This window comes from Kovacikia sp. CALU 1929, assembly GCF_056784235.1.
The window spans coordinates 49,842-73,601 of sequence record NZ_JBXBCF010000074.1 but is presented as its reverse complement, the minus strand read 5'-3'; the positions used below and the strand labels follow the sequence as shown (position 1 = coordinate 73,601).

The window sequence follows — 23,760 nt, the reverse complement described above, 5'->3', positions numbered from 1 at the left end:
CTTCTGGAATTTCATCCCTCCGGGCTATGGAGAACATATGCAATGCCGGAACCGGACAACAGACCTTTCGGTTTGGGAAGTTGTAAAATTGATGGAAACAGTCGGCATAGGGGCTTTCTTGTCCTGGCAATGAGGCGATCGCAATGGTGCAAGCAGTTTCCCAACGAGTCAGTTTTGAACAGTTCATTGCCTGGTATCCGGAGAATTCTGAACAGCGATATGAACTCTACGAGGGTGTGATTGTTGAAATGCCAAATTTGCAGCTAGCTCCCACCAGTGTGTTTGCGGCTGGAGCATCTGAGGTCAGTGACTAAAAGGTGAACCCAATGTCGATCGCGATTAAACCCATGACCCTTGAGGAATACCTGAACCATGACGATGGCACCGATACCCGCTACGAACTGGTTGACGGGGAACTGATTGCCATGCCGCCAGAGAGCCGACTAAACGTTAAAATTGCTATCTTTCTGCTGACCCAATTTGTCAAACTGGGCATTCCTGAAGACCAGATCGCCATGAAGACTCAGATTGCCGTGAGTGGATTACGAGCTACGGCACGGGAACCTGATTTAATGGTGTTGTCTGAAGAAGCTGCGATCGCCCTGGATGGAGCCAAACAATCCCTCATTACTCACAATATGCCGCCCCCATTGCTGGTGGTGGAAGTCGTGAGTCCAAATCAGGAAAGTCGCGATTATCGTCATAAACGCACCGAATACGCTGGACGGCACATTCCGGAGTATTGGATCGTAGACCCGATCGCCCAAAAAGTAACCATCCTGGAATGGGTCGATGGCATGTATGAGGAACAGGTTTTCCAGGGCAATGACGCAATGGCTTCGCCCCAATTTCCAACGTTGGAGCTAACGGCTGCTCAGGTGTTAAGCGCAGGACGTTGATTTTTTGTCCATAGAAACGACGCAAACCTCGGAGGTTTTAATCAGGCAGCCAGCATCCAACCAACGTCGTGGCTGAAGCCTCCGAGGTTTTGGTCAAAATGCGTTAGTCCTGATCCAGTTTTGCTTTTCTATTCGGCTTCGCCAATCAATGTGAATGCCGCCCAATGGAGTGGGTCGGAGTACTTGGCTCTGGCGGTTAACATTGCCTGTCGCAGTGCTTGTGCTTTGTCAGGGGATTTCTGCAAGTTTTTGTAAAACTCAGTCATCAGAAATGCGGTAGAGTCATCGGGCACTTTCCAGAGGGAAACGATGATGCTGGGAACGCCTGCGGTGATCAACGATCGCGACAATCCAACCACGCCATCGCCAGTAATTCTCCCCCGTCCCGTGTCGCAGGCGCTCAGAACCACCAGTTCGGCACTCAGCTTCATGTCCAGAATTTCGTCGGCGGTGAGTAAGCCATCGTTGAGTTGACCGTTACCCGCAGGAGCCAGGGCGATCGCACCCGGTATACCCAAGCCTTTGGTGTCATCCAGCAAGCCGTGGGTCGCCAGATGGATGAACCGAGCCGTGGGCATTTGTTGGGCGATCGCCGTTTTGGTTGCCTGTTGCCCAGTTATGGCTTGGGTGTTGAGCAGCGCGGCAATTTCCATCGCTTCCCATTTTGCCCCTGGCAGGTCAGACAGTTGCACGGGCTTATCCCCAACCCGCGTAACGACCTTGGGCATGGTGGGATTACCAACAATCAAAGAGTTTTGAATTTTGAGTTTTGAATTTTGAATTGCCCGCCGTTGCTGTCGAGTTAAATCCAGCACTTGAATCGAGGGTGCGGTCAGGATGGTGTGTTTTTCAATCAACGGTTTGTTGTTGGCATCTAATAGAGTTGGAAAGGGCACCAGGAAGAGTTCGTTTTGAGGAATAAAGATGACTCGTTGATTCGGATCTGGGGGCAGCAGATCGGCGATCGGGTGAATCAATAATTGGTGTAATTGTTTCAGATTGCGGGTTTGTTGGGCTTGCAGTTGTTGCAGTCGTTCCGGTGTCAGGGAAACCACCACCTCTGCCCTGCCTCTAGCACCGAGCGTCTCCCGGCTCTGTTCAACCAGATCTGCCAGGGCAATATTTTGCTGCTGCCACAGGGGTTTGAGGTCGGCTTTGCGGAAGGTAATGTCTCCCGTAGGCGCAATAACCCAGATGTAAAGTTCCGCTTCACGGGCTTCCTGTTTCCCCTGAAGTTTGAAAACATCATAAATGATGGAGTATTGCACCAGGGAGGCATTTTGGGCTTTGGCGATTTGTTGCAGTTGGGCAACGGTGGGTGGTTTGGCAACAGATTCTAAAACTGATGAAGCGGATGGCTTAATTCTACGATCACCAATTTGCTTATCGGTTTCATCCGTTGCCATCCGTTGCGCCAACAACTCTACAAACGCCCGCGCTCGTCCCCGCTCGGCAATTTCCAACGCTCCATTGGGTTTGTTAAAAGCTACCAGGACTTGCTGCAAGGTGCGGTAGGTATGGGCTTGCGTTTCAAAAATTGAGATTTTGTTGGCATCATTATTGCCAACTCCTGTTTGTCGGATTGATTCCCAAACAGCAATGCCATCGAATAGACTTTTCTCAGCCGCTGCTAGATTGCCAGACTTGAAAAGTGTCCCTCCTAAGTTGTTCAGGGCAAATCCTTCGCCCTGCCGGTTGTTGATTTCGCGCGCGATCGCTAAACTTTGTTCGTGATACTCGATCGCTTTGCCATAGTTGCCCAGAGCACGGTAAGCAATGCCCAAATTACCCAAGGATTGTCCTTCTCCCAAGCGGTCTTTGATTTCCCGCGCGATCGCTAACCGTTGTTCCTGATACTCAATTGCTTTGCCATAGTTGCCCAGAGCGTAGTAAGCAATGCCCAAATTGCCCAGGGATGCTCCTTCCCCCCGGCGGTCTTTGATTTCCCGCGCGATCGCTAAACTTTGTTCGTGATACTCGATCGCTTTGCCATAGTTGCCCAGAGCATTGTAAGCACTGCCCAAATTGCCCAGGGATTGTCCTTCCCCCAGGCGATCTTTGAGTTCCTGCTTAATTGCTAAACTTTGTTCGTGATACTCGATCGCTTTGCCATAGTTGCCCAGAGAGTAGTAAGCAATGCCCAAATTGCCCAGGGCATTTCCTTCGCCCCGTCGGTCTTTGATTGACCGTGTGATCGCTAAACTTTGTTCCTGATATTCGATCGCTTTGCCATAGTTGCCCAGAGCATCGTAAGCATTGCTCAAATTGCCCAGGGCTGCTCCTTCCCCCAGTCGGTTGTTAATTTCGCGCGCGATCGCTAAACCTTGTTCGTGATACTCGATCGCTTTGCCATAGTTGCCCAGAGCGCGGTAAGCATTGCCCAAATTGCCCAGGGATTGTCCTTCCCCCAGTCGGTCTTTGATTGACCGTGTGATCGCTAAACCTTGCTCGTGATATTCAATTGCTTTGCTATAGTTGCCCAGAGAGAAGTAAGCATTGCCCAAATTGCCCAGAGTTCGTCCTTCCCCCTGTCGGTCTTGAATTTCCCGCGCGATCGCTAAACTTTGTTCGTGATACTCGATCGCTGTGCCATAGTTGCCCAGAGCGTGGTAAGCACTGCCCAAATTGCCCAGGGCTGCACTTTCGTTCCGTCGGTCTTTGATTTCCCGCGCGATGGCTAAAGTCTGTTCCAAATACTCAATCGCTTTGCCATAGTTGCCCAGAGCATAGTAAGCATTGCCCAAACTGCCCAGGGTGGCTCCCTCTCCCTGTCGATCTTTGATTGCCTGGTAAATTTGGAGTGCCTGTTGCCAGGACTGGAAAGCCGCTTCAAACTGGCTGGTTTGAAATTGTTCAAAGCCCTGGTTCAGCAGGCGATCTGCCTCGGCTTGGCGGTCCTGGTTGGTTTGGGCAGCGACGGGGAGGAGGGGGAAAAAGTAGGAGAGAGGGAGGAGGAGGAGGAATGGGGAAAGGGATACCAGGAGCAGTAAAACATTTTTCTGTCTTCTGCCTTCTATCTTCTGTCTTCGCATCTGGGGGCACATGGTAAAATTCTGCTGGTGTAAAGAATCACTGGTCGTTAATCTATCACTCCCAGTCGGTTCGAGGTTATGCAAAATGCGGCTCACGGTTCCCGATTCACAGTGGCGTTCAGGAATAGATTCTGGGTATGAATTAGAGGTTGTGTGAAATGAGACTTCGTTCCAATTCGGACTGCTTTCCAGCAACGCAATAAAATCACAACCCTTATTTTGCCTGACAAAGTTTCGCCACAATCTCCTCAGAGACTTGTTTCAACTCAGCCGATGGATTGTTAACCGAGTACGCCGCTTGCAACGCATCTGCCCAAAGTTGACGTTGAGCAAAATAATTAGCACGGTGCAGAGCGATCGCTTCCTGACTCGCTCGCTGAGTTTTTAACCGGGTATTCAAAGCCTGCAAATCAGCCGTAATGGGGGCGCGATCGCTCTCATCCATAATCTGGAATGGCACACTGTACACCGGGTTCTGTTTCGTCTGGTCAAAATAGAATACCCATTCATACCTCTGTCCTGGTTGTAACGGTTGCTCAGGATAGAGGGCAGTTTTGAGATCTTTGCGGTTTCCAGCTACCACCTGTCGCCACAAAACAGCCTCACTTCCCTCAAGGCGCACTCCAATCTCACTCCAGGCTCCCTGCCAGATGAACAATGGTTGATGATTCCAAACCTGCTCCAACTGCACTGGAGAGATCAGGCAAACCCCATCGATCGGTCTGCCGCCCCCAGGTCCTCCCCATCCCCGATCCTTCGGTTCGCCAGCACCAAATAGCCGATTGAAAAAATTTTTCCAGGATGGTTGAGACGTTGGTTGTTTAGGAGCCGCGATCGCCATTGAAAACTGGCTCAATGGAACAACAGTTAATGTCATAAGAATGAGCGAAATCATCCATTTGAATTTATGCATTGTATTTTCTCGTTATATACAAAAGAACATATACCCAGCCTGTGACAACAGGAAGTAGCCATGGTAAAAGGATGGCTGCAAATTGATAAACAACCAGACTCATCAGACCATATCCTACGGTGAGTCCCACGGCAATGACGAACCAGCGTCGTCCCTGCTGCATGAATAGGATGGTTGCCCCCTTGCCCAACAAAGCCGCGATCGGAAGCAGCCAGAGAGCGGGAATGGGAATCACCAGATGCTTGGTTAGAAAATGATGCACCATGTAAGCATGAGCTTCTCCGCCTGTAAATGGGGCTTGAGTCGCTGTTGGTGCAAGTTTTTTGCGCCAGTGAGCCATCGCCGCAGGGATTGGAAAATTGTCTTCACTGGCAACAATGCCTGCCTCGTCGTAACCCCCCGGAGCCAGAATGACAACCATGCCCCTTAAAGAAGGCAGGTTACGCAACTGTAACCAGGCGTTTCCATCTGCCACAATCTGCCATGCTGGAACTGTCTGGTAAACCTGAGTCGGTGGAATTGAAAAGTCTAGAATCGGTTGTAACCAGCGCTGATTGAGCAGGTAGGAGAAGGCTGTAATCGGTTGTAAACGCATGGATGCCGTCTCAAAGGAGTTCTTTTCGTCCTGCTGAATTTCGTCCTGCTGGATGTAGGCTTCCACCTGCTCTTGTAGACTTACCGCACTTTGTAAACTGGGGCGGGGTAGCGGAGAAGCGAAGGGCGTTTGCGCCAGATCGATCGCCTCTAACCGATGGACAACCGCTAACTGATAGGAGAAAGGCGGGGGAGTGGAAGCCAGCCAGGGAAGGGGACGGATATGCCAGAAGGGCACCCACATATCGCCCTGTAAACTCCAGGTTGGTTGGGCAATTTCTGGCAAAACACTGACCCACTTTCCGTCCTTTTGGCGAGACGCGAATACAAACCAGGTCTTCCTTTGCCCAATGGCTGACTCTAAGGAGTTTTGCAGGCGGTTGTTTTCGTCTGTATGCCGATCTAATAGAAAATCAATGCCAATCACCCTGGCATCTAAAGCAACTAGCTGGTCAACGACTCTGGCAATATATCCCCGATCCATCGGCTCTACCCTGGAAATCCGATCTTTTTGAATGGAGGCATCATCAATTTGCACAACTAATATCGGCGGAGGCGCAGGGGTTCCTGGCAATCCAATCGGTTGACGATAAATTGCCTGCATCCAGACCCGCTGCTCTAGCAGCCAGTCCTGCATTGGAGGAAGCCAGCCCAAAAAGAAAAGGGCAGAGAGGGCGATCGCTTCTCGCCTGGTGGGCATCCACTGTTTTAAGCGATGTTTCCAGCCAGATGGTTTGAGTTGAAAGGGAACTGAATCAGGATGACGAAAGAGGGAAGGCACCAGATATGCCGAGGGATAGGTCAGGTTCTTCTCCAGCTTGAGAAACTGACAGGCAGAAAGCAGCGCATCATGGGCATCGTGGTATTCTGTCAGACTTTGTACAAACCGTAGCAAGAATTCCTGTGCCACCCGATTGTGAATCGGTTCTCGCATAATAGCCACCTGGCTCAAACCCAGGTCAATCAACATTTGGGCAATGCTTAAACCATTGCAGGAATTGAAAATGGCAAACTGCAATCCCCGCTCTTTGGCAATCAGGAGTTTTGGCGCAATTTCCTGTAGCAGAATGGACTCTCCTGGGGCGATCGCCAGTTCTCCCCCGGTGATTTCAGTCTCATTGCTGTGTCCGGCGAAGAACAGAATATCCCAGCCGCGATCGTCGGCAATTGCCTGACAAATCCGCTCCTTCAGGTTGGCTGCACTACGACCCTGCTGCCAGCCCACAAAGACCACCTCAGCCCGTGGTGAAATCATTTGAATGGCATCCCGGTCTGCCTGAAAATTTAAGCCCGTATCATCCCCCAAAATTGCCAGGATTCGTATTTTCCCCGGTTGCTGCCGTTGTCCTGGCTCCGCCCGGATGTTGGCAGGGGCACGAGCGATCCGAATCGTCCTGGTTGCGGCAAACTCTGTGCCAATCTGCCAGGTTTCCCAGGGTAACCGTTCCAGTTCAATGGAATTGCAGGTGAGAAATACATCCACTGGTTCATCAGCATCTTTCTGACCAACTGCTTTTCGTTCTCCTGGATCTGTTGCAGCTCTGACAATTTCTTTGCGAATTTCAACTAACTCTGCGCTGTTGAGCCAGTAGTGAAACTCTGCCAGCAATCGGGCTTCTGCCTGTACCAGTTCAGCCCGCCAATCGGGTGGGGGCAATGTAACAACTCCGCTCCATTGGGATTTGGCACGTAAAGCAGACTGATAAAAACTCAAGTAAGCACTTTGCCAATTCTGGTAGAAGTTAGTCAGGGTATTGGGATAGGTTAACTCGGCAACGAGCCGCTGTTTTCTGCCCCAGGACAGCTCGAATTTGCAGGTCTGCCCAGTTAGGGAAATATCCAGGTCAAAGCCAGAGATAGAAGACATAAGCGGGGAGAGCGTTGGGAAAATAGTTCGTTGCAGTGGGCGTGGCTGAATAGGAGTATGAATGGTCAATCTGCCCTCACCCTAGCCCTCTCCCAACAGAAACTCTAGCTCCCTTCTCCTTGGGGAGAAGGGTTAGGGATGAGGGAAATCATACCTTTATTCAGCAACACCTTCGTTGCAGTGAGGTGATCAGGCAAAATTCAAAGCTAACTGATGGGTTGAAATGCAAAAGCAGGTAGGGTTAAGGCTGTTCCATCGGAGAGGGTTATGATTGCAATGAATTTTTCATTTAAGCTACCAGTGACTTGAGCAATTAAATAACCATTCTCATTCTGTTGAGATAGGGTTTGCTCAACCACAATTTCGGTTGAAGTTCCCACTTTCAGCGTTATTCCGGGCGGCAGTTCAGCATCGGATTGAGTCCCTAAAATTAATAGCAACATCCATTCTGGAGATTGTTCTGCTTCAGCCAGCATTCCTGTAATGGCAAACAGCCTTAGAGGAATATTTGCCCACTCCCAGTCTCGGTAAGCTCCAACCGTTTCCGAAGGAAGGTGTAGCCCATTACGCTCAAGCTGTCGCAGCAACAGGTCTAATTCTTCTGAAGGCGATCGCGCTTCGTTGCGGCGGGAGAACAACCGTGTACCAGCAGGGCTAGTATTTCGCAGGGCTGATCCAGTGGCGGGAGGGGGTAAGAGCATCCAGGCAAATTCCTCCGCAGCCAGATCTAACTGATGCTGAAACCAGTTGCTGGCATTGATGATGGGCTGGGTAAGTGCCTGAAGTAGCGTTGCTAAACTTTGAATTCTAACTGGTGTCGAGTCTTCGCTTTCGGGTGCTTGTTGAACTTCAGTCTGCGATCGCGGGCTACCGATCCACTCCATGATTTCAGGACTGGTCAGGACTGCCGCTCCCTGCTTCCAGGACAGCACCTCCCACCAGGGCAGACTGGAGGATTGGAGTTGAGGCAGCAAATTTAGTAATTCGGGTTGAATTTCAGCAATGCTTTGGCGGCGATCGCCTGGAATGGCTGGTAAGGAAATAGCAGCGGGTGCCAGACATCGTAAGTAAAGCAATAGCTGGTCTGCACCAGAGTGAAACCAGTTCAAAGGAACGGAGTAAGTCCAATCTTCCTCCACGTCCACTGAAGTAAGCCGATTGACAAGTTGGTCATAGCCCAAAAACCGATGAATCTTTGCCTGTGCCTGTTCTTCATAGATTTCCACAAGCACATAAAAGTGGGCTACGAACTCTGGTAACTCAATCGCGGCTCTGGGAATTGGAATTGTTTCGTCTGGTTGACTCTCTGTGGCAATCAGACAAAGTTTGAAATCATTTACAACCACATGACAGACGGCTGGAATTGTCGCCGAATATAAATTCTCTAAGCTGGAGCAGCGGTTTCGATCAAACGTCACGTCTCTGGCTCGCTGATTCAGCCATTGCTCAAAACTGAACAGAGCGAGAGAGTTGAGATAGACTTGCCATTGCAATGTTGGATTTGCGATCGGGCGGCTCCATGCCATCGCCTGTTCTATCACCTCTGTACCTAAAGCAATGGTTTCTTCTGATAAGGGTTCAATCTCCATTGGGCGTTCCATTAGGGTTGTCCTCTCATGCATCTTTTTGACTCTCCATTTGAATTGGCTTTAATGGCTAACGGTTGGCTGTTCAGCGTTTGTTAATAAGCGGTCAAGGTAGCGGCAAACGCTTTTGGCAAAGAGACTACCGGAGACATAGCTTTTGGGAGTTTTGGCACTCGCCTGGTCTGCTTGCATCAGTTCATCAATTTGTTCACTTAAAGCAGTCTCAATCTGGTTGTCCAGGTGGTTTAATTGCTCAGGAGTGAGATAACTCAGTGCTTTCTCCAGAACACACTGCCGCAAATGATTCAGCATGGAGTGGCGAATATCTGCCCGGAACGCTTTCAGATTTAGCAGGCGGCTCACCTGGTATTGTGCCTGCAATCCAATCTGGGCAGCGATATCAGACATGGAAAGCCCCTGGCAGTGAAACAGTTGTAAGCCGGTGAGAAAGGACTGGTCTTTAGGCGGTTTTAGAGCTTGCAGGCGATCGCCCATAATACCCTCTAATGCCGTTTCTAAACTAGTCAAGAATTGCTGACGATAAAACTGTAAAAATTCAATTTGAGGCTCCTCCTGATCATCGCTAGACTTTGTTTGCAAACTTTCTAGCAAACTAGCATTCTCTGGTTGGTCAAAGGATTTTGCTGGTGGAATTCCACCTCTAGTTGAAATTCGATGTTGCCGTAAGCGATCGGCTAAGTGGTGCAACCGTGACAGAACAACCGCAGGCGGACAGGGCTGTTGGGTCTTTTCCTGGATCAAGTCGGAGATGGCTTTTAGCTGCGGCTCTTTAGGTTCTGGGCACTGCCCTTTCTGCCCTTGCAAGATGCGATCGCGGCGGTAAACGGCATGGTAACTGTCTAGCAAACTACTTGCCTGATGAACTTCCTGCTCAGTCAAATGATGAAATTGGGTCAGTACCCGGTTCAACTTCTTCTGAGTGGTGTCATTTAGAATTGCCCAATCGCTCAGCAGACACAGACCCCGCTCCAGCAGAAAAGCATTCAGGTCATGATGTTGTTTGACCAATCGGGCAGTCCAGGTAGAAAGGCTGGCGCGATGCGGGTCAAACCGACTCAATATCCGGACTGAAAGGGGCTGATAAGCGGGATGGAACGGTTTCCCATCGTCATCCAACACGAAAGGAAACAGATCTCGCCGGGTGAAGCCGTAGTAATGACCAAATTGAGTTTCTAATTGAATGCAAATTTGCTCGATCTGATGGGAAATAAAACACCGCAAGCAGAGTGCAGCGGTGGTCAAATCATTCTGATTCAATTCCTTGTTAATTATTTGAGTTAATTGACGTTGTATTTGTGAGTGTATATGTAAGTGTATTTTTGAGTCTTCTCCATCGACAAATTGTTGCTGAATATAATGCTGGGCATCAACCATGACTTCCCGTTTTGCCCTTCCTGCATTGTCTAGTTTTACCAGTACCCAATATCTTGCAAGGTTACTCATGGGATGACTATTTGAGGGGTCTGCTGAAATGACATCACTTTCAATCGCGAAGAACATATGCAGTGAGCCTGCACTGGTTGGGGCTATAAACCATTCCCGATCAGAATGAAGGGTGCCCAGTAGTAGGGATGGTTGAGGGTATCAACGCTCACGGTCCGGGGTTGCCCGGTGCGGAGATCGACAATTTCGACATCTGCCCGCTTGCCCCCAACCGTACTGTCATTGCCGGTGATCAGGGCTTTCTGTGCCTCCTGCAATGCCTGGGCTTTGGTCATGCCCTGCTTTAAGGCGGCGTAGAAGGCATTCATCAATACCTGAGTGCCCCCATCATCCACCTGCCAGAGGGAGGCGATTGTCGCTTTGGCTCCCGCCCGTTGAAACTGGTAGCCTAATCCCAGTATTTCTCTTCCATCCTGCTGGCTAAGCTGTCCCTGTCCATCCAGTGCCAATCCAGTTTCGCAGGCACTCAAGACAACCAGCGCAACATTGTTCAGCGTCCAGGATGCAACGGCATCTAGCGTCGCTCTACTGCCGTCACCAAACACAATGAAGGATTCTTTGGGTTCACCTGGAAGAAAGGCAGCATGGGTCGCGAAATGAACGATCGCGTAATCATTCATTAACGGTTTGATGGCGGCTAAGCTGAAGCCTTGATCGACTAGCTTACGGGTGCCCGGAATCGTAGCTACCAGATTTTCCACCTCTCTACCGGCAAAAGGTAATCCCCGGAAGGCAAGGGGCTTTGCACGAGTGGCAAATTCATATTGAAGTTGCTGGTTGGCAAAGGCTCCTGCCAAAATGTCTAGCGGTACAGGGGGCTGGGGATTCAGTTCATCCAAAGATGCAGCCGTGATGTTATTAAATCGCAGGCGCTGCACCAACCATTGTTGACCATCGTGCAAAGCAGATAAGGGAATGTAGCGCAGTTGCCCGTCTGGAGCATAAATAATGGTTTGGGCATTTGCCTGTTTCAGGTCATCTTCTAGAGGTTTGATTAACCAGTTGTAAAGCTTCTGAGCAGGAACTTTGATATCGTTGCTGCGGTTTTTCAGGGCAGAGCGGTAGTCTGCGATCGCCCGATTCAGGACTTCCCGTTTCACCTTAACGGTGCGGCGCAGGGGTGGGGAATTGGGTGTAGTGATGACCAGTTCCAGGCGATCGTCCAGAATCAGGGGGTAGAGTAAGACCGCATTGCCCAGTTTTTCCAGATTGTTACGCAGCCGGTTAAAGCTCTCTGTGCTAACGGCTTGCCCCGGTGCCACTCGCTGGAGTTCTGCCAGTTTGGCTTGAATGGTAGGTTCCTCAATAAATCCCTTAAACTTCTGATTAATCGCTTCCTCCAAATTCACCAGTTGAGCAATGCGCTGTTGCTGGGCATCTGTGCGGCTGGCTTTCGGGATTTTTCGTAGTTGAGTGAGTTCCTGTCCCAGTTGAATGGCTGTTTTTTGCAGTTCGTTGTACTGGTTCAAAATCTCTTCTTCAGGACGCAGGATAATCAATTCCTGGTTGCCACCCCGCACGTTTCGCAAGTAATCTTCCAGTTCCTGTACTTTCAATAAATCCAACACCTGCTGGGCTTCCAATACCCGATCCTGTTGCAGCAAAATGTCGGCTAATCCACGATAGGTGCTGGCAACGGTTTCAGTGTAGGATTGCTGCTGCTCACGGGGTAATGCCCGCAGTTCTTCCCGAATCGCTTCATAAGTACTCACCGACTGCTTGAGAAAGACAATTGCCAATTCTGGCTGCTTCTGCGCTTCCAGCAGATAACCAATATTGTTGAGTGTGGTGCCTTCTACAGGACGATCGCCCACCTCTTTGAGTATCGCCAGGGCTTGCTGATAGAACTCCAATGCTTTGGGATACTGCCCCAGGCTATAGTAAACGAGTCCAATATTGTTGAGCGTGGTGCCTTCGCCAGAGCGATCACCCACTTCTTTGCGTATCGCTAATGCCTGCTGATAGAACTCCAATGCTTTGGGATACTGCCCCAGGCTGCGGTAAATCTCACCAATATTGTTGAGCGTGGTGCCTTCGCCAGAGCGATCACCCACTTCTTTGCGTATCGCTAATGCCTGCTGAAAGAACTCCAATGCTTTGGGATACTGCCCCAGGTTATCGTAAACACCGCCAATATTGTTGAGTGTGGTGCCTTCTACAGGACGATCGCCCACCTCTTTGAGTATCGCCAGGGCTTGCTGATAGAACTCCAATGCTTTGGGATACTGCCCCAGGCTGCGGTAAATCTCACCAATATTGTTGAGTGTGGTGCCTTCGCCAGGGCGGTCACCCACTTCTTTGCGTATCGCTAATGCCTGCTGAAAGAACTCCAATGCTTTGGGATACTGCCCCAAGTTGCGGTAAACCGCGCCAATATTGTTGAGTGTGGTGCCTTCGCCCCTGCGATCACCCACTTCTTGGAGTGTCGCCAGGGCTTGCTGATAGAACTCCAATGCTTTGGGATACTGCCCCAAGTTGCGGTAAATCTCACCAATATTGTTGAGTGTGGTGCCTTCGCCCCTGCGATCACCCACTTCTTTGCGAATCGCCAGGGCTTGCTGATAGAACTCCAATGCTTTGGGATACTGCCCCAGGTTATCGTAAACCGCGCCAATATTGTTGAGAATAACTCCCTCTCCCTGTCTTTCTCGAATCTCACGAACAATAATCAACGCCTGCTCATATTTTTTTAGGGCTGCCCTGAATTCTCCTTTCTGCGATAATCGTGCACCTTCATTGGTCAGCTTAATTGCTTCTCCTCTGCGATCTTGAGTAGTCTGGGCAATGACAGAAAGTGGGCTTCCATGCGCGTTAGCGTTCGACTGAGCGCTCACGCCGAAGTCCGAACGGAGAGCGGGAATGGGGAGCAAAGGGGCAGTGAAAAGGCAAACGGCAAACGGCAAAAGATGAAAGGGGGAGCTTTTTCGGTTGAGGTGCCCTTTTTTCAGAGATGGCTGCTTGCTCATGGAAAATTCCTCCGTCTGCAAAAAATCGTTCATTCACAGACTCTATCACTCCCACCCTGGTAGAGGTTATGCACTCTCATGCCGCCTAATCCTTTCTACCGAATTAAATGTCATACCACTTTAAATTGCGATCTCGACCCATTGAACCCCTCTCAGCCTCCCCTTGGCTCTAGTGTCAGCGACGCGAAGCGCGGGAGGTGCCGCAGGCGGTGGAGTCATCTGGTAGGATAACCGTTTTTATCTCTAGCTGAGTATTGTTAGACAATGGTGTGGACGGCATCTCTCAAAGAGTTTCCTGAAGCGTAGTTAAGTGTTTAACAAGAGATAAGCCATCAAAAAGCCTTCTGCCAAATTGGATGTCGCTTTTCCTGCTGCTGTGGTAAATTACTATCAGTAGATAGTACGAGAGTACTTATATGCTGGACTCCTCCACTCAAACTACCCCATTGCCAACTGATTCTACTGCTGCTCTGCTGCAAAAGACTGAGCCGACTGAACCAACAGAATCCGGCACTATTATCAGCGAAATTCCTGCCGAGGCTCAACTCAAGTTAGAGGTCATCCAAACTCTGACTGAACCGTGCGATCGCACCAGTTACGGAGAAAAACTGAGGGATGCCGCCGAAAAATTAGGTATCTCGGTGCGATCGGTGCAGCGATTGGTCAAACGGTGGGAGCAAAAGGGGCTGGCGGCAATTGTGAAGGATTCCAGAGCTGACAAGGGCAAGCACCGAATTAGTGCTTTCTGGGAAAATTTCATCATCAAGACCTACAAAGAGGGCAACAAGGGTAGCAAACGCATGGCACCAAAGCAGGTGGCTGTGAGGGTTCAGGCAAAAGCCCGTGAAATCAAAGATGAGAAGCCGCCTCACTATAGAACTGTCTTGCGGGTCTTGGAGCCTATGATTGAGAGACAAGCAAAGGCTAAAAGTATCCGTAGCCCAGGGTGGCGGGGGTCAACCCTATCCGTTAAGACCCGTGATGGCAAAGATATTTCTGTTGAATACAGTAACCATGTCTGGCAATGCGATCATACTCGCGTGGATGTCCTCCTGGTTGACCAGTATGGAGAACTGCTTGCTCGTCCCTGGTTAACAACAGTAATTGATTCCTACTCCCGTTGCATTATGGGAATCAACCTGGGGTTTGATTCTCCCAGTTCCCAGATAGTGGCATTAGCGCTTCGTCATGCCATTCTGCCTAAGAAATATGGAGCAGAATACCCATTGGAGTGTGAGTGGGGCACCTACGGTAAACCCCAGCACTTTTACACCGATGGTGGCAAGGATTTCCGCTCGAACCATGTGCAGCAAATTGCGTCAGATTTAGGTTTTGTCTGCCACCTGCGCGATCGCCCCTCTGAGGGGGGAATCGTTGAACGCCCTTTCAGAACGTTGAATGACCAATTGTTTTCCACGCTCCCTGGATACACTGGCTCAAACGTGCAGGAACGTCCAAAAGATGCCGAGAAAGATGCCAGTTTGACCCTGCGAGAGCTGGAGCAACGAATTGTCCAGTTTATTTGTCATCGCTACAACCCAGGGATTGATGCTCGGATGGGGGATCAAACCCGCTTTCAACGGTGGGAAGCTGGATTACCCAATGTCCCTGATGTGATTGATGAACGGCAACTGGATATTTGCTTGATGAAAGCAGCCCGTCGGAGTGTTCAACGGGGAGGCTACCTTCAATTTGAGAACCTGATGTATCGCGGTGAATACCTGGCTGGATACGCTGGGGAAACAGTATCGCTCAGATTTGATCCGACAGATATTACAACCGTTCTGGTTTACCGTCAGGAAGATCGGCGAGAAGTATTTCTGACTCGTGCCTATGCTCAGGGATTGGAAACTGAGCAACTGTCATTGGAAGAAGCGAAAGCTAGCAGCCGCCGATTGCGTCAGGCAGGAAAGGTACTCAGCAATGAGACTATTTTGCAGGATGCTTTAGAACGAGATGCCCTGATTACTAAGAAAAAAAGCCGTAAGGATCGGCAAAAGGAAGAACAAAAGCTGGCGCGATCGCAGCCTGAGAAAGTGGTGGAAAAGGTGAACGTCCAACTACCTGATCCAGAAGTGACGGAGGCTGAACCAGAAATAGAGTTTGAGTTGGAAGCTGAAGCCTTTGCTCCAATCGATTTTGATGACCTGAGAGGTGGCTGGTAGGTATGACACAAGCACAGGAATGGGCAGCCGTATTGGGTGAGTTTCAACCAACTGAAGCCGAATTACAGGCTGAGATTAATCGACTCCGCAAAAAAAACATCATGCCACTTGAGCAGGTCAGCAAACTGCACACCTGGTTGGATGGCAAGCGTAAGTCAAGACAATCCTGCCGCATAGTGGGGGAATCCAGAACGGGTAAATCAGTCGCTTGTGAGGCATATTTCTATCGCAACAAGCCTCAGCAGGAAACAGGCAAGAAGCCCACTGTTCCAGTAGTTTATATCCAGCCACCTCAGAAGTGTGGGGCAAAGGACTTATTCAAGGAAATCATTGAGTTCCTGAAGCATCGGGCAACTAAGGGGACAATATCCGACTTTCGCGGCAGGGCAATGGAAATCTTACAGGCTTGTGAAGTGGAAATCCTGATTATTGATGAAGCCGATCGCCTCAAACCCGAAACCTTTGCCGATGTGCGAGATATTTACGACAAATTGGCAATTTCAGTGGTTTTAGTGGGCACTGATCGTCTGGATGCCGTCATTAAGTGCGATGAGCAGGTCTATAACCGTTTTCGTGCCTGTCATCGCTTTGGCAAGTTGTCTGGTGAGGACTTTAAGAGAACGGTTGCCCTGTGGGAACAGAAAGTATTGCAACTCCCTGTTGCCTCTAACTTAACCAGTAAGGAAATGCTGCGAATTTTGACAACAGGTACAGAGGGTTATGTCGGGCGGATGGACGAGATCTTACGAGAAGCAGCCATTCGATCGCTCTCGTCTGGTTACAAGAAAGTGGAAAAGAAAATCCTTGAGGAAGTCGCAAGAGAGTACAAGTAATGGTCGATTCAGGAATTCAGCCCTGGCTATTTCAAATCGAACCTTATGAGGGTGAGAGCTTGAGTCATTTTCTAGGGCGCTTTCGCCAGCATAACCATTTGACTCCCAGCGGATTGGGACAGTTAGCAGGAATTGGGGCAGTGGTTGCCCGTTGGGAACGATTTCATTTGAACCCACCTCCCAGCGCAAAAGAGTTTGAAGCGTTGGCGAAAGTTGTTGGAGTCAGTGCAGAGCGACTTACAGAAATGCTGCCGCCCAAGGGAGTTGGGATGCAATGGACTCCGATTCGGTTATGTGGGGAGTGTTATGGAGAAACACCTTGCCATCGGATGGAGTGGCAATACAAGTCAGTTTGGAAGTGCGATCGCCACCAACTCAAGCTTTTATCAAAATGCCCTGAATGCGAGGCACCCTTCAAAATGCCTGCGGTTTGGGAAGAAGGTGCTTGTCACCGATGCCGGACACCGTTTTCCGAAATGGCTAAGAGGCAAAAGCTCGGTTAGGTTGGTTGAATTTTTCTATAGGCTTTACCACAGTAAGGACAGAAGCAGAATTTGAGGGAAGGAATTGGCTCATTGCAGTTCCAACAACGATCTCCCAACTGGTCTCCACAAGCAAAACATTACTTAGCACGCGGATGAGTCCACATAGGATCAGGGGGTGTGCCCGGTGCCCAGCATTTAGGACAGAACTTAAGCGAAGCGATCTCCTCTAAAGTCAAGCCTTTGCAGACTGCATCTAGATAATTTGCCGGGATGCCTAAAGCATACGCCAACCCACTTTTGGGCTTTTGCTTCAGTCGGGTCGTTTGCCCCCGCTCAATTTTGCCGACACTTTGAGGATGAATCCCTGCTTTTCCTGCCAGTTCCTTCTGACTTATACCCAGGCTAATCCGCACTCGCCTGACGTAATCTGCTAGGGATTCCTCGCGGTTTGGAGCTAATTCCTGATGTAAAAGCTGCATTGAAGTATAGATAAATCAATATCTTAAAGACTATATTAGTTGCCAGTCTTTGCAGTTGTTTTAACCACGAATCAAACTATGGAATGACTATTTCACTTGCTACAGTCGTAACCGATTTTTTGCAGCGTCCGGATTTGGCTCCAACCACCCTGCGTCCCTATCAATCAACCTTGATGCCGTTGCTCCAGGAGTATGGGCGATCGCCCATCGAAATCCTGACTCGACAAGCTTTGCAGGATTATCTCAATAGTCTGATGGAGATTTCCTACACTACCCATCATCGCCACCAGGCAATTATCCAGGCGTTGTTTAACTTTGCAGTTGAGCAGGGCTACCTGAAAACCAACCCGATCGCCCAACTGAAATGACGAAAACCAGACCAGAATAAAGGTGAACACACAACCGATGCGCTCATTCGCTACCTGACTCCCGATCAACTCAAAATTCTCTATCTTGTTATTGCTCCAAATCTACGGATGAATGCGCAGCAGAATGATGCGAGTGGTGTTGAGGTGATCGCTAATTTTAGGTACTGGGCGGGCAACTTACTTGGAGGGTTGAACTGCAAACAAGTTGATTGCCTATCCAAAGTTTGTCTTGTGAGAAAAGTTACCAATCCCAAAGATTCTTCGCAAATCCTTTTGTCGCCACAAGTAGGCAGGCTGTTGCAGGCGTTTCCTGAAAAGATTCACCTGGTAATCCTCTACCGCCTTCTGGAGCAGTTCCAATCCATACTGCGGAGTGAGGACAAACTCACGAATCATATCCGATTAGGTACGGTGAGTTCTTCGCAGTACTGTCTGAGAACTTCCATCATGGAGGTTGGCACTCTTACGTTTAAGTGTTCGATGTAACACTTGTCGCACTTGGACATTTTGTAATGGAAAGTTAGTTACACAGTGCGTCAACTATAGGACAAGTTTTCCCTTTTCTCTGCAACGGTAAAGATTTACAAAGCCGATGCTTGAATTGTGATCGTGAACAAGGCACTCAAGGCGGAAAGTCGAAATAGTCAGTAACGGTAAAAATGACCTAAAGGCTTTCTGCATCAATTTGTGGGTGCAGGATTAAAGAGCTTGAGCAATCGCCCTGATCGCCCCTTCACAATTCCTCGACCTGAAACGATTCTTCACTAGAATGAGTTCAACACATGCAACTTTGCCCTCCAATCTTCGTTGTAGCGGAAAGTAAGAACGTAGTATCCAGCAGAATATTTGAGGTTTTCCCTGGCAATGCGATCCTGCTCCTGTTGGTCAGGATGGTCATGAACTGAACCATCGCAGAAAATCGCTACCTTAGCGTCTCGATATAGGAAGTCAGGCTTTACATTAGCCTCTGGAATCAGTTCTTGGGCTGAATCTGGTAACTTCATGCCCTGGTTGTATAATTCATCGAGGAATTCTCGTTCAAAGGCTGAATTTGGGTCTGTCTGTGCGCGTAATTGTTGGTATTGTTCCTCACGAGACATCCCTTGAACATGACGGTTTATCGTGCTTTGTGTAAGCTGATCAAGGTACCCACGGATTGCATGGCGATCGAGTAATGGATGGTCAAATTGGTTGCGATAGGAGAGTAGACACTCATAGCAAGCCTTGGTGCAGCTCTCTTTTTCATGAACAAAGTGGCAGATATCTAGAGCTTCTTTTGCTAATGACTGGAATGCCGTTGGATTCTCCAGGATTTGAGAGAGGACACCAGCACCTCCCTCGGAAGCTTCCCAGAACAGAAGATATTGCCCCTGTCCCAGTCGCTCAGATGCAAGTTCGTTTTCTTCAAGCTTATATACAGCCTGAATAGCCCTTTCCATCGCATATTGGAAACTAGCCAGGAACTTATCTGAATGCTGTATCGGGATGTTGAAAGGTTTAATGAGGAGTACATTGCAAACATCCTCAACCATGAGATGTACTTCTGTTTGCAATGTATCAGAGTTCTCCTCACTGTTTGTATCTCCCCAAATCCCCGTTGCACGATCGACTTTGAATCCTCTTTCCTGACTACTCCTTAAGCCTCGGTTAACCCGCCAAATATTTGCTGTATCGCCATAGGTGATCTCCAGTAGCTTCGTGCCATCTTTGGCAGTAACAACGGCTAACTCTCGTTTTTGCTGTTCAAAACGGAAGTGGGTTGTGACGTTATAGCCGTACTTAAGCCGTTCTTCCTCATCACAAGTGATTCGTTCGCGTCGTCGAGTGAGCATCGTCTCCATACTCAATACTCGATTGAGTTTTGCAGGATTGCCATAGCTATCCGGTGCAATCTTGGTATTACAGTTTTCACATAAGTCTCGCTGCCAATCATCCCCCGCATGGAAATACCCACACTGGGGACAAAGTGCGACCCGCTGATACCCGCTTTCAATACCCTTTACAGGAATACGGGTCTTGGAGATCTGGAATTTACTTCCTTCATAATAAAGAATGTTTCGAGGCGCAAATTCACGAATCGCCACTACTCGTGGTCGGGAAACAAATTCTCCATCTTCCCCTGCCTGGATGTAGGCTCGCACTGGCAAGCGCGGAAAGTTATAACCTGGTAAGAAGCCTTCAGAAGCGAAGTAGCGATAGGGATAAAACTCTAACTGCGACTGATTCTTGCCTTGATTTGTCTGCCCCACCAGTAAGTCAATTTGTCGTTTTGCTTCTCGTTCTTGAGCTTCAGCATTATTGCGCTCTTCCTGAGATGCCAAACCTCGTGTAGCTTTATCAATCGTTTGCCGAGATACTTCAAGCTGTGTGACTGCATCGCGGTAAAGTTTTCGCCACCGATCGCAAGCTCGATCAAAGCTTGTCAGGGCATCCTCAATGACTTGGTGGAGAAAGTCTTCTGTATACCAAGTTGCCCGTCGTAAATCAGCCGTACAGAATGCATCCTCTAAAATGACTTTTGTTGCTTGAAAGCACCGATCCAAAGCGTCGGATGATAAAGTAAGCTGGTTGCGAATCGTCTCCTTGAGAGGGTAGCCATTCCCCTCCAAATCAAGAATTTGGTTCATTGAACTCTCAAGGTAAAGACCTGTATGAGCCAACCACAAAGAGTGAATATGCGATTTGATCAGATCCTGGTTTCCTAACTCCAACTTAGGCGGCACAACCACACCAGCAACCATTTGCTCCGGTCGCTTGAAGAAGTATTGATCATGTCCACTGCCAACGGAGGCGTAGGTAATGACTAATGCCTCCTGTCCACTTCGTCCAGCTCGTCCACTTCGTTGGGCATAATTGGCCGGACTGGGCGGTACATTTCGCATGTGAACGACATTCAGATCTGAAATATCAATTCCAAGCTCCATCGTGGGAGAGCAGAAAAGGGTTGAAAGTTCTCCATTTCTGAATCGGGTTTCTCTTTTTTGCCGATCTTCATTCTTCACTTGACCCGTATGCTCTCGCCCTTCCATATTGTGAACATTTGGGCCACTTCTGCCATAGAACTCCTGGAAAAACTGGTTAACCTCTAACTGCACATCTTCAGTCCCCTGCAATCGTTTTGAGGTCATCGGATCTGGCTTGATATGGCTAGCTTGCTGTGCCCTCCAAATCATCGCATCAACCCGAATTTGGATATCTTGCCCCTCTTGGAGAAGATAACCAGCATCTGCCAGCGCTGCTATGAGAGTTTTGATTAAGCTGTCATAGTCCGCCTCAGAAATATTTTGGTCACGCCAAGACCACGTTTGGGCAGAACGTAGAAATTTACCGATCTTGCTACGCGCTGTAAGCTTAATTAGATCTCTCCCTGCTTTCGCTGTTGAGATTGAGGCCCATCGCGCTTCGTTGAGACGCTCATATTCATCAAAGCACCACGGCTCTTTAATTGCCTGCCTCACCTCTTTCTTGAGCTGCTCGACCCGTTGAGGTTGTAGAAGTTCTGCATCCAGCACTAAATCCTTACGAAGCTGGTCAAGTACAGCTTTAATTACTTCGTAGCGTTGTTCCGGGCTGGCTTGAAGCAAAATTGGGTGGGAGTGTTTCTGCCACAATTCTGTTGCTCCACAGACCTCTTCAAGCCCCTCATATTCAATTCCCAAGAGTCCACACTGTTCTAAGTTCGGCTGAACGATCCGCCATCCTTTTCTCAGATCTTCGTAGAGTCGATATTCAATGAGATTGCGAAATGCCTCTTCATTCCGACGTTTACCAGGGCCATAGTCTGCAACCTGCTTGGCGTAATCTACCTGAGCTAGCCCCATCTGCTCCACCACCGCTTGGGCTAACTCTGTATGGGTTAGTTTTTGCTTAGCCTGCATTGCACCATTCAAGGAAGCCCGCAACAAACTCGTTTGCACGAAGTCGTTAAAATGGCCTGCCTGAAGTGAGGCATCCTGACGGTTATCGGTGAAACTCAGAATTTTTTGTGCCTGTGGTGATATTGCTCCGCTTGTCTTCAATCGATTCACGGTTGAAAGACAAAGCAAAGTTGTGGCGGTACTTCTACCTTCGCTACTAAGGCGCGAAAGTTTCGTGAATTCGTTTTTCTTTTTGTCGTGAACGACTCCACAGTTTAAGCAGGTCAGGAATGGCTTAGGGGTAAACCAGTAAGACGTACCCTCTAAAAGAGATGAAACGACTCGACCACTCGGCAGCACCCGCAACCGCTGAGGAATAAAGTCAGCGTATTCTTTCTTGGGAACCCTTCCCTGACGCTTCGTTTCATTGAACCAGGTATCTGGAAGGCGATCTTCTTCACTCTCATCCCATAATCCTGGTTCATCCAGGGTGATATATCCCTCTTGAATATTGGAATCTTCCAAACTGGAACTCAGGGCAGTTGGTAGAAGCGGTTTTACTTCGTTTTGGTCGCGATCGTAATGAACAAGATAATAGTCTTGACCACACTCCCGGCAAAATACGAGGGGATAGAGCAGTCGATCCTCAGTCGTTGAGTATTGCCCTTCGAGGGTCAGTAAGCGATCGCCCCGTTTCTCAGCCGTGGCATATACGCTTCCCCCTTGGGAAATGAATTGGTGTAACCGGAAAGCAAGCCCCTTCGTCTTACTCCCCCAAAAAAACATCTCCCGTAACAGTTCCAAACAATGGGCGACATCGGTTTGGGTCTCTGTTGCGAGTTTGGCTGCGCCAGTGGCTAGCGAAATGGGTGTTCGTCGAACTAGATGCCCTTCTTCTTCCTGAAGTCCAAAGGCCATCTCCATCCAGGCAGCTAGAGGGTGCGATCGGAATGCTTCTAAAGTTTGTTCTTCTTCTGGGGGTAGCCCTACGGCGATCGCCTCCCGTAGTTCATCCACTGTCGGATCGGGACGCTGAATCGTCCGTTCTAACGTTTCATCAATAACATTCTCTGCTTTAACCTCAATGCCAAAGAGCTTACTGGCGACAGCCGCAACGGTTTGATTTCGATTCGATCGCGTTCCTTCCGTAGACATCGTGGCACTGGTGCCAATGCACAATAGCTTCTGTCCACAGCGTTGTCGCAATTTACGGATCAGGATGGCGACATCTGCACCCTGACGACCCCGGTAGGTGTGCAATTCATCCAAAACCAGAAATTTCAGGTCAGGCGATTCGACCAGCTTCTCCTCCTGATTACGGCTGAGCATTAGCTCCAGCATCATGTAGTTGGTCAGAATAATCTGAGGTGGGTTGTTTTGAATCTCAGTCTTTTTTGCTAAGCTCTCCTGCCCTGTATACTGCTCAACTCGAATATGGGTTCCAGGTACCTGGCTTAAGAATTTATCGAACTCCTCTTTCTGAGAGTTAATCAGGGCATTCATGGGGTAGACCAGAATCGCCCGGACTCCCTTAAGACTCGGATTTCTGAGCAGGTCGTCGAAGATCGGCACAACATACGTCATGCTCTTTCCAGATCCAGTTCCGGTTGTTAGAACATAAGGCTCTTGGCGCTGTGCGACACGAAAAGCCTGTTCTTGATGTAACCGAAAGCTGTATTTGGAAACATAGTCTGGGAAATAGCGATCGCAGGACGGATGCAATATCCCCTCGTTCACCAAGGCAGGTATATTGGCTCCCTGCCGATAAGAAGGGTTAAGTTGAACCAACGGGTCTGGCCACAGTTCTCCCCGTTCTAGCTCTTGATCGACAAAATCTTTTATTCGCTGGTCGCGAATTTTAAGAAAACTTTCGATGTATTCCCGATAATCCCCGATCACCTCATCCCGAAGATTGAAAATATCCAGAGTGGGGCGATCGCCTGTTGCTGCTGGTTGAGCTGGGAATAAGTCTTGCCCAGACGTTCTGCCTCGTCGTTGGTTAATCCATTGCTCTAACTGAGTGGCTAGTTCATCAGTGAGGGTATCAACATTGATGATTGGCCAGAGGTCTGCAATATCCCAGTTGTCTGGCGCATAGGAAAAGAGAAGGTCTAATCGTTCAGGTTCTAGAGATTCCACCCCATTGCAATCAATCTCGGCACTGCCTTGACCGATCAGCATTAAGAACGGCTTCATGGCTTCATCACTTTGCTGGAGCAGCTCGTGTAACCGAACGGGTACCTTCATAGAAC

General features: G+C 49.1%; 15 protein-coding genes. 6 read left to right on the top strand and 9 right to left on the bottom strand.

Annotated features, from left to right (window positions below; genetic code table 11):
- The first annotated feature begins 143 nt into the window (after positions 1–143).
- Positions 144–314, top strand: a complete 171-nt coding sequence (locus AC1S52_RS18450; RefSeq protein ID WP_482030508.1) for a hypothetical protein — start codon at positions 144–146, stop codon at positions 312–314.
- Positions 315–326: 12 nt separating this feature from the next.
- Positions 327–899 carry a Uma2 family endonuclease gene (locus AC1S52_RS18445; RefSeq protein ID WP_482030507.1) on the top strand — a complete coding sequence of 191 codons (573 nt, stop codon included), beginning with the start codon at positions 327–329 and terminating at the stop codon, positions 897–899.
- A gap of 128 nt (positions 900–1,027) precedes the next feature.
- Here AC1S52_RS18445 and AC1S52_RS18440 read toward each other — a convergent pair whose 3' ends face one another.
- The 6 genes from AC1S52_RS18440 to AC1S52_RS18415 all read right to left on the bottom strand — a co-directional run bounded on the left by AC1S52_RS18440 (position 1,028) and on the right by AC1S52_RS18415 (position 13,321).
- Positions 1,028–3,931: a CHAT domain-containing tetratricopeptide repeat protein gene (locus AC1S52_RS18440; protein WP_482030506.1), complete on the bottom strand. Its 2,904-nt coding sequence runs from the start codon at positions 3,929–3,931 to the stop codon at positions 1,028–1,030.
- Between the two features lie 214 nt (positions 3,932–4,145).
- Positions 4,146–4,808: a hypothetical protein gene (locus AC1S52_RS18435; protein WP_482030505.1), complete on the bottom strand. Its 663-nt coding sequence runs from the start codon at positions 4,806–4,808 to the stop codon at positions 4,146–4,148.
- Positions 4,809–4,836: 28 nt separating this feature from the next.
- The gene (locus AC1S52_RS18430) at positions 4,837–7,305 is read right to left on the bottom strand and encodes a CHASE2 domain-containing protein (RefSeq protein WP_482030504.1); all 2,469 of its coding nucleotides are present in this window, start codon (positions 7,303–7,305) and stop codon (positions 4,837–4,839) included.
- Between the two features lie 206 nt (positions 7,306–7,511).
- A complete protein-coding gene (locus AC1S52_RS18425; RefSeq protein WP_482030503.1) occupies positions 7,512–8,906 on the bottom strand; it encodes a DUF1822 family protein in 1,395 nt (464 codons plus the stop codon).
- A gap of 48 nt (positions 8,907–8,954) precedes the next feature.
- Entirely contained in the window at positions 8,955–10,355 is a 1,401-nt protein-coding gene (locus AC1S52_RS18420) for a hypothetical protein (protein WP_482030502.1), read from the bottom strand.
- An 83-nt stretch (positions 10,356–10,438) separates the two neighbouring features.
- Positions 10,439–13,321 carry a CHAT domain-containing protein gene (locus AC1S52_RS18415; protein WP_482030501.1) on the bottom strand — a complete coding sequence of 961 codons (2,883 nt, stop codon included), beginning with the start codon at positions 13,319–13,321 and terminating at the stop codon, positions 10,439–10,441.
- A 416-nt stretch (positions 13,322–13,737) separates the two neighbouring features.
- Here AC1S52_RS18415 and AC1S52_RS18410 point away from each other — a divergent pair, with 416 nt between their 5' ends.
- From AC1S52_RS18410 to AC1S52_RS18400, 3 genes are read left to right on the top strand one after another with little or no spacing between them, the layout of a single operon-like run.
- Positions 13,738–15,486 (top strand): transposase, encoded by a 1,749-nt coding sequence (locus AC1S52_RS18410; protein WP_482030500.1) that lies wholly within the window; start codon positions 13,738–13,740, stop codon positions 15,484–15,486.
- 2 nt (positions 15,487–15,488) lie between these two features.
- Complete coding sequence (locus AC1S52_RS18405) at positions 15,489–16,319, top strand: TniB family NTP-binding protein (protein WP_482030499.1); 831 nt, start codon at positions 15,489–15,491, stop codon at positions 16,317–16,319.
- Positions 16,319–16,822 (top strand): TniQ family protein, encoded by a 504-nt coding sequence (locus AC1S52_RS18400; protein WP_482030498.1) that lies wholly within the window; start codon positions 16,319–16,321, stop codon positions 16,820–16,822. Before AC1S52_RS18405 ends, AC1S52_RS18400 begins: the two co-directional genes overlap by 1 nt.
- A 119-nt stretch (positions 16,823–16,941) precedes the next feature.
- Here the strand turns inward: AC1S52_RS18400 and AC1S52_RS18395 are convergent, their stop codons facing one another.
- On the bottom strand, positions 16,942–17,283 hold the full coding sequence (locus AC1S52_RS18395; protein ID WP_482030497.1) for a helix-turn-helix domain-containing protein: 342 nt from the start codon (positions 17,281–17,283) through the stop codon (positions 16,942–16,944).
- 83 nt (positions 17,284–17,366) lie between these two features.
- On the opposite strand from AC1S52_RS18395, the gene AC1S52_RS18390 reads away from it, so the two are divergent.
- Entirely contained in the window at positions 17,367–17,651 is a 285-nt protein-coding gene (locus AC1S52_RS18390) for a phage integrase central domain-containing protein (RefSeq protein WP_482030496.1), read from the top strand.
- Between the two features lie 213 nt (positions 17,652–17,864).
- On the opposite strand, the gene AC1S52_RS18385 is transcribed toward AC1S52_RS18390, so the two are convergent.
- Positions 17,865–18,047 (bottom strand): hypothetical protein, encoded by a 183-nt coding sequence (locus tag AC1S52_RS18385; RefSeq protein WP_482030495.1) that lies wholly within the window; start codon positions 18,045–18,047, stop codon positions 17,865–17,867.
- 368 nt (positions 18,048–18,415) lie between these two features.
- A complete protein-coding gene (locus tag AC1S52_RS18380; protein ID WP_482030494.1) occupies positions 18,416–23,755 on the bottom strand; it encodes a DEAD/DEAH box helicase in 5,340 nt (1,779 codons plus the stop codon).
- Positions 23,756–23,760 lie beyond the last annotated feature (5 nt).

Bases quoted from the DNA above. Each gene is read 5' to 3' on its own strand.
- AC1S52_RS18450 (WP_482030508.1), top strand. From the start codon at position 144: ATGGTGCAAGCAGTTTCCCAACGAGTCAGTTTTGAACAGTTCATTGCC.
- AC1S52_RS18445 (WP_482030507.1), top strand. From the start codon at position 327: ATGTCGATCGCGATTAAACCCATGACCCTTGAGGAATACCTGAACCAT.
- AC1S52_RS18440 (WP_482030506.1), bottom strand. From the start codon at position 3,931: ATGCGAAGACAGAAGATAGAAGGCAGAAGACAGAAAAATGTTTTACTG.
- AC1S52_RS18435 (WP_482030505.1), bottom strand. From the start codon at position 4,808: ATGACATTAACTGTTGTTCCATTGAGCCAGTTTTCAATGGCGATCGCG.
- AC1S52_RS18430 (WP_482030504.1), bottom strand. From the start codon at position 7,305: ATGTCTTCTATCTCTGGCTTTGACCTGGATATTTCCCTAACTGGGCAG.
- AC1S52_RS18425 (WP_482030503.1), bottom strand. From the start codon at position 8,906: ATGGAACGCCCAATGGAGATTGAACCCTTATCAGAAGAAACCATTGCT.
- AC1S52_RS18420 (WP_482030502.1), bottom strand. From the start codon at position 10,355: ATGAGTAACCTTGCAAGATATTGGGTACTGGTAAAACTAGACAATGCA.
- AC1S52_RS18415 (WP_482030501.1), bottom strand. From the start codon at position 13,321: ATGAGCAAGCAGCCATCTCTGAAAAAAGGGCACCTCAACCGAAAAAGC.
- AC1S52_RS18410 (WP_482030500.1), top strand. From the start codon at position 13,738: ATGCTGGACTCCTCCACTCAAACTACCCCATTGCCAACTGATTCTACT.
- AC1S52_RS18405 (WP_482030499.1), top strand. From the start codon at position 15,489: ATGACACAAGCACAGGAATGGGCAGCCGTATTGGGTGAGTTTCAACCA.
- AC1S52_RS18400 (WP_482030498.1), top strand. From the start codon at position 16,319: ATGGTCGATTCAGGAATTCAGCCCTGGCTATTTCAAATCGAACCTTAT.
- AC1S52_RS18395 (WP_482030497.1), bottom strand. From the start codon at position 17,283: ATGCAGCTTTTACATCAGGAATTAGCTCCAAACCGCGAGGAATCCCTA.
- AC1S52_RS18390 (WP_482030496.1), top strand. From the start codon at position 17,367: ATGACTATTTCACTTGCTACAGTCGTAACCGATTTTTTGCAGCGTCCG.
- AC1S52_RS18385 (WP_482030495.1), bottom strand. From the start codon at position 18,047: ATGATTCGTGAGTTTGTCCTCACTCCGCAGTATGGATTGGAACTGCTC.
- AC1S52_RS18380 (WP_482030494.1), bottom strand. From the start codon at position 23,755: ATGAAGGTACCCGTTCGGTTACACGAGCTGCTCCAGCAAAGTGATGAA.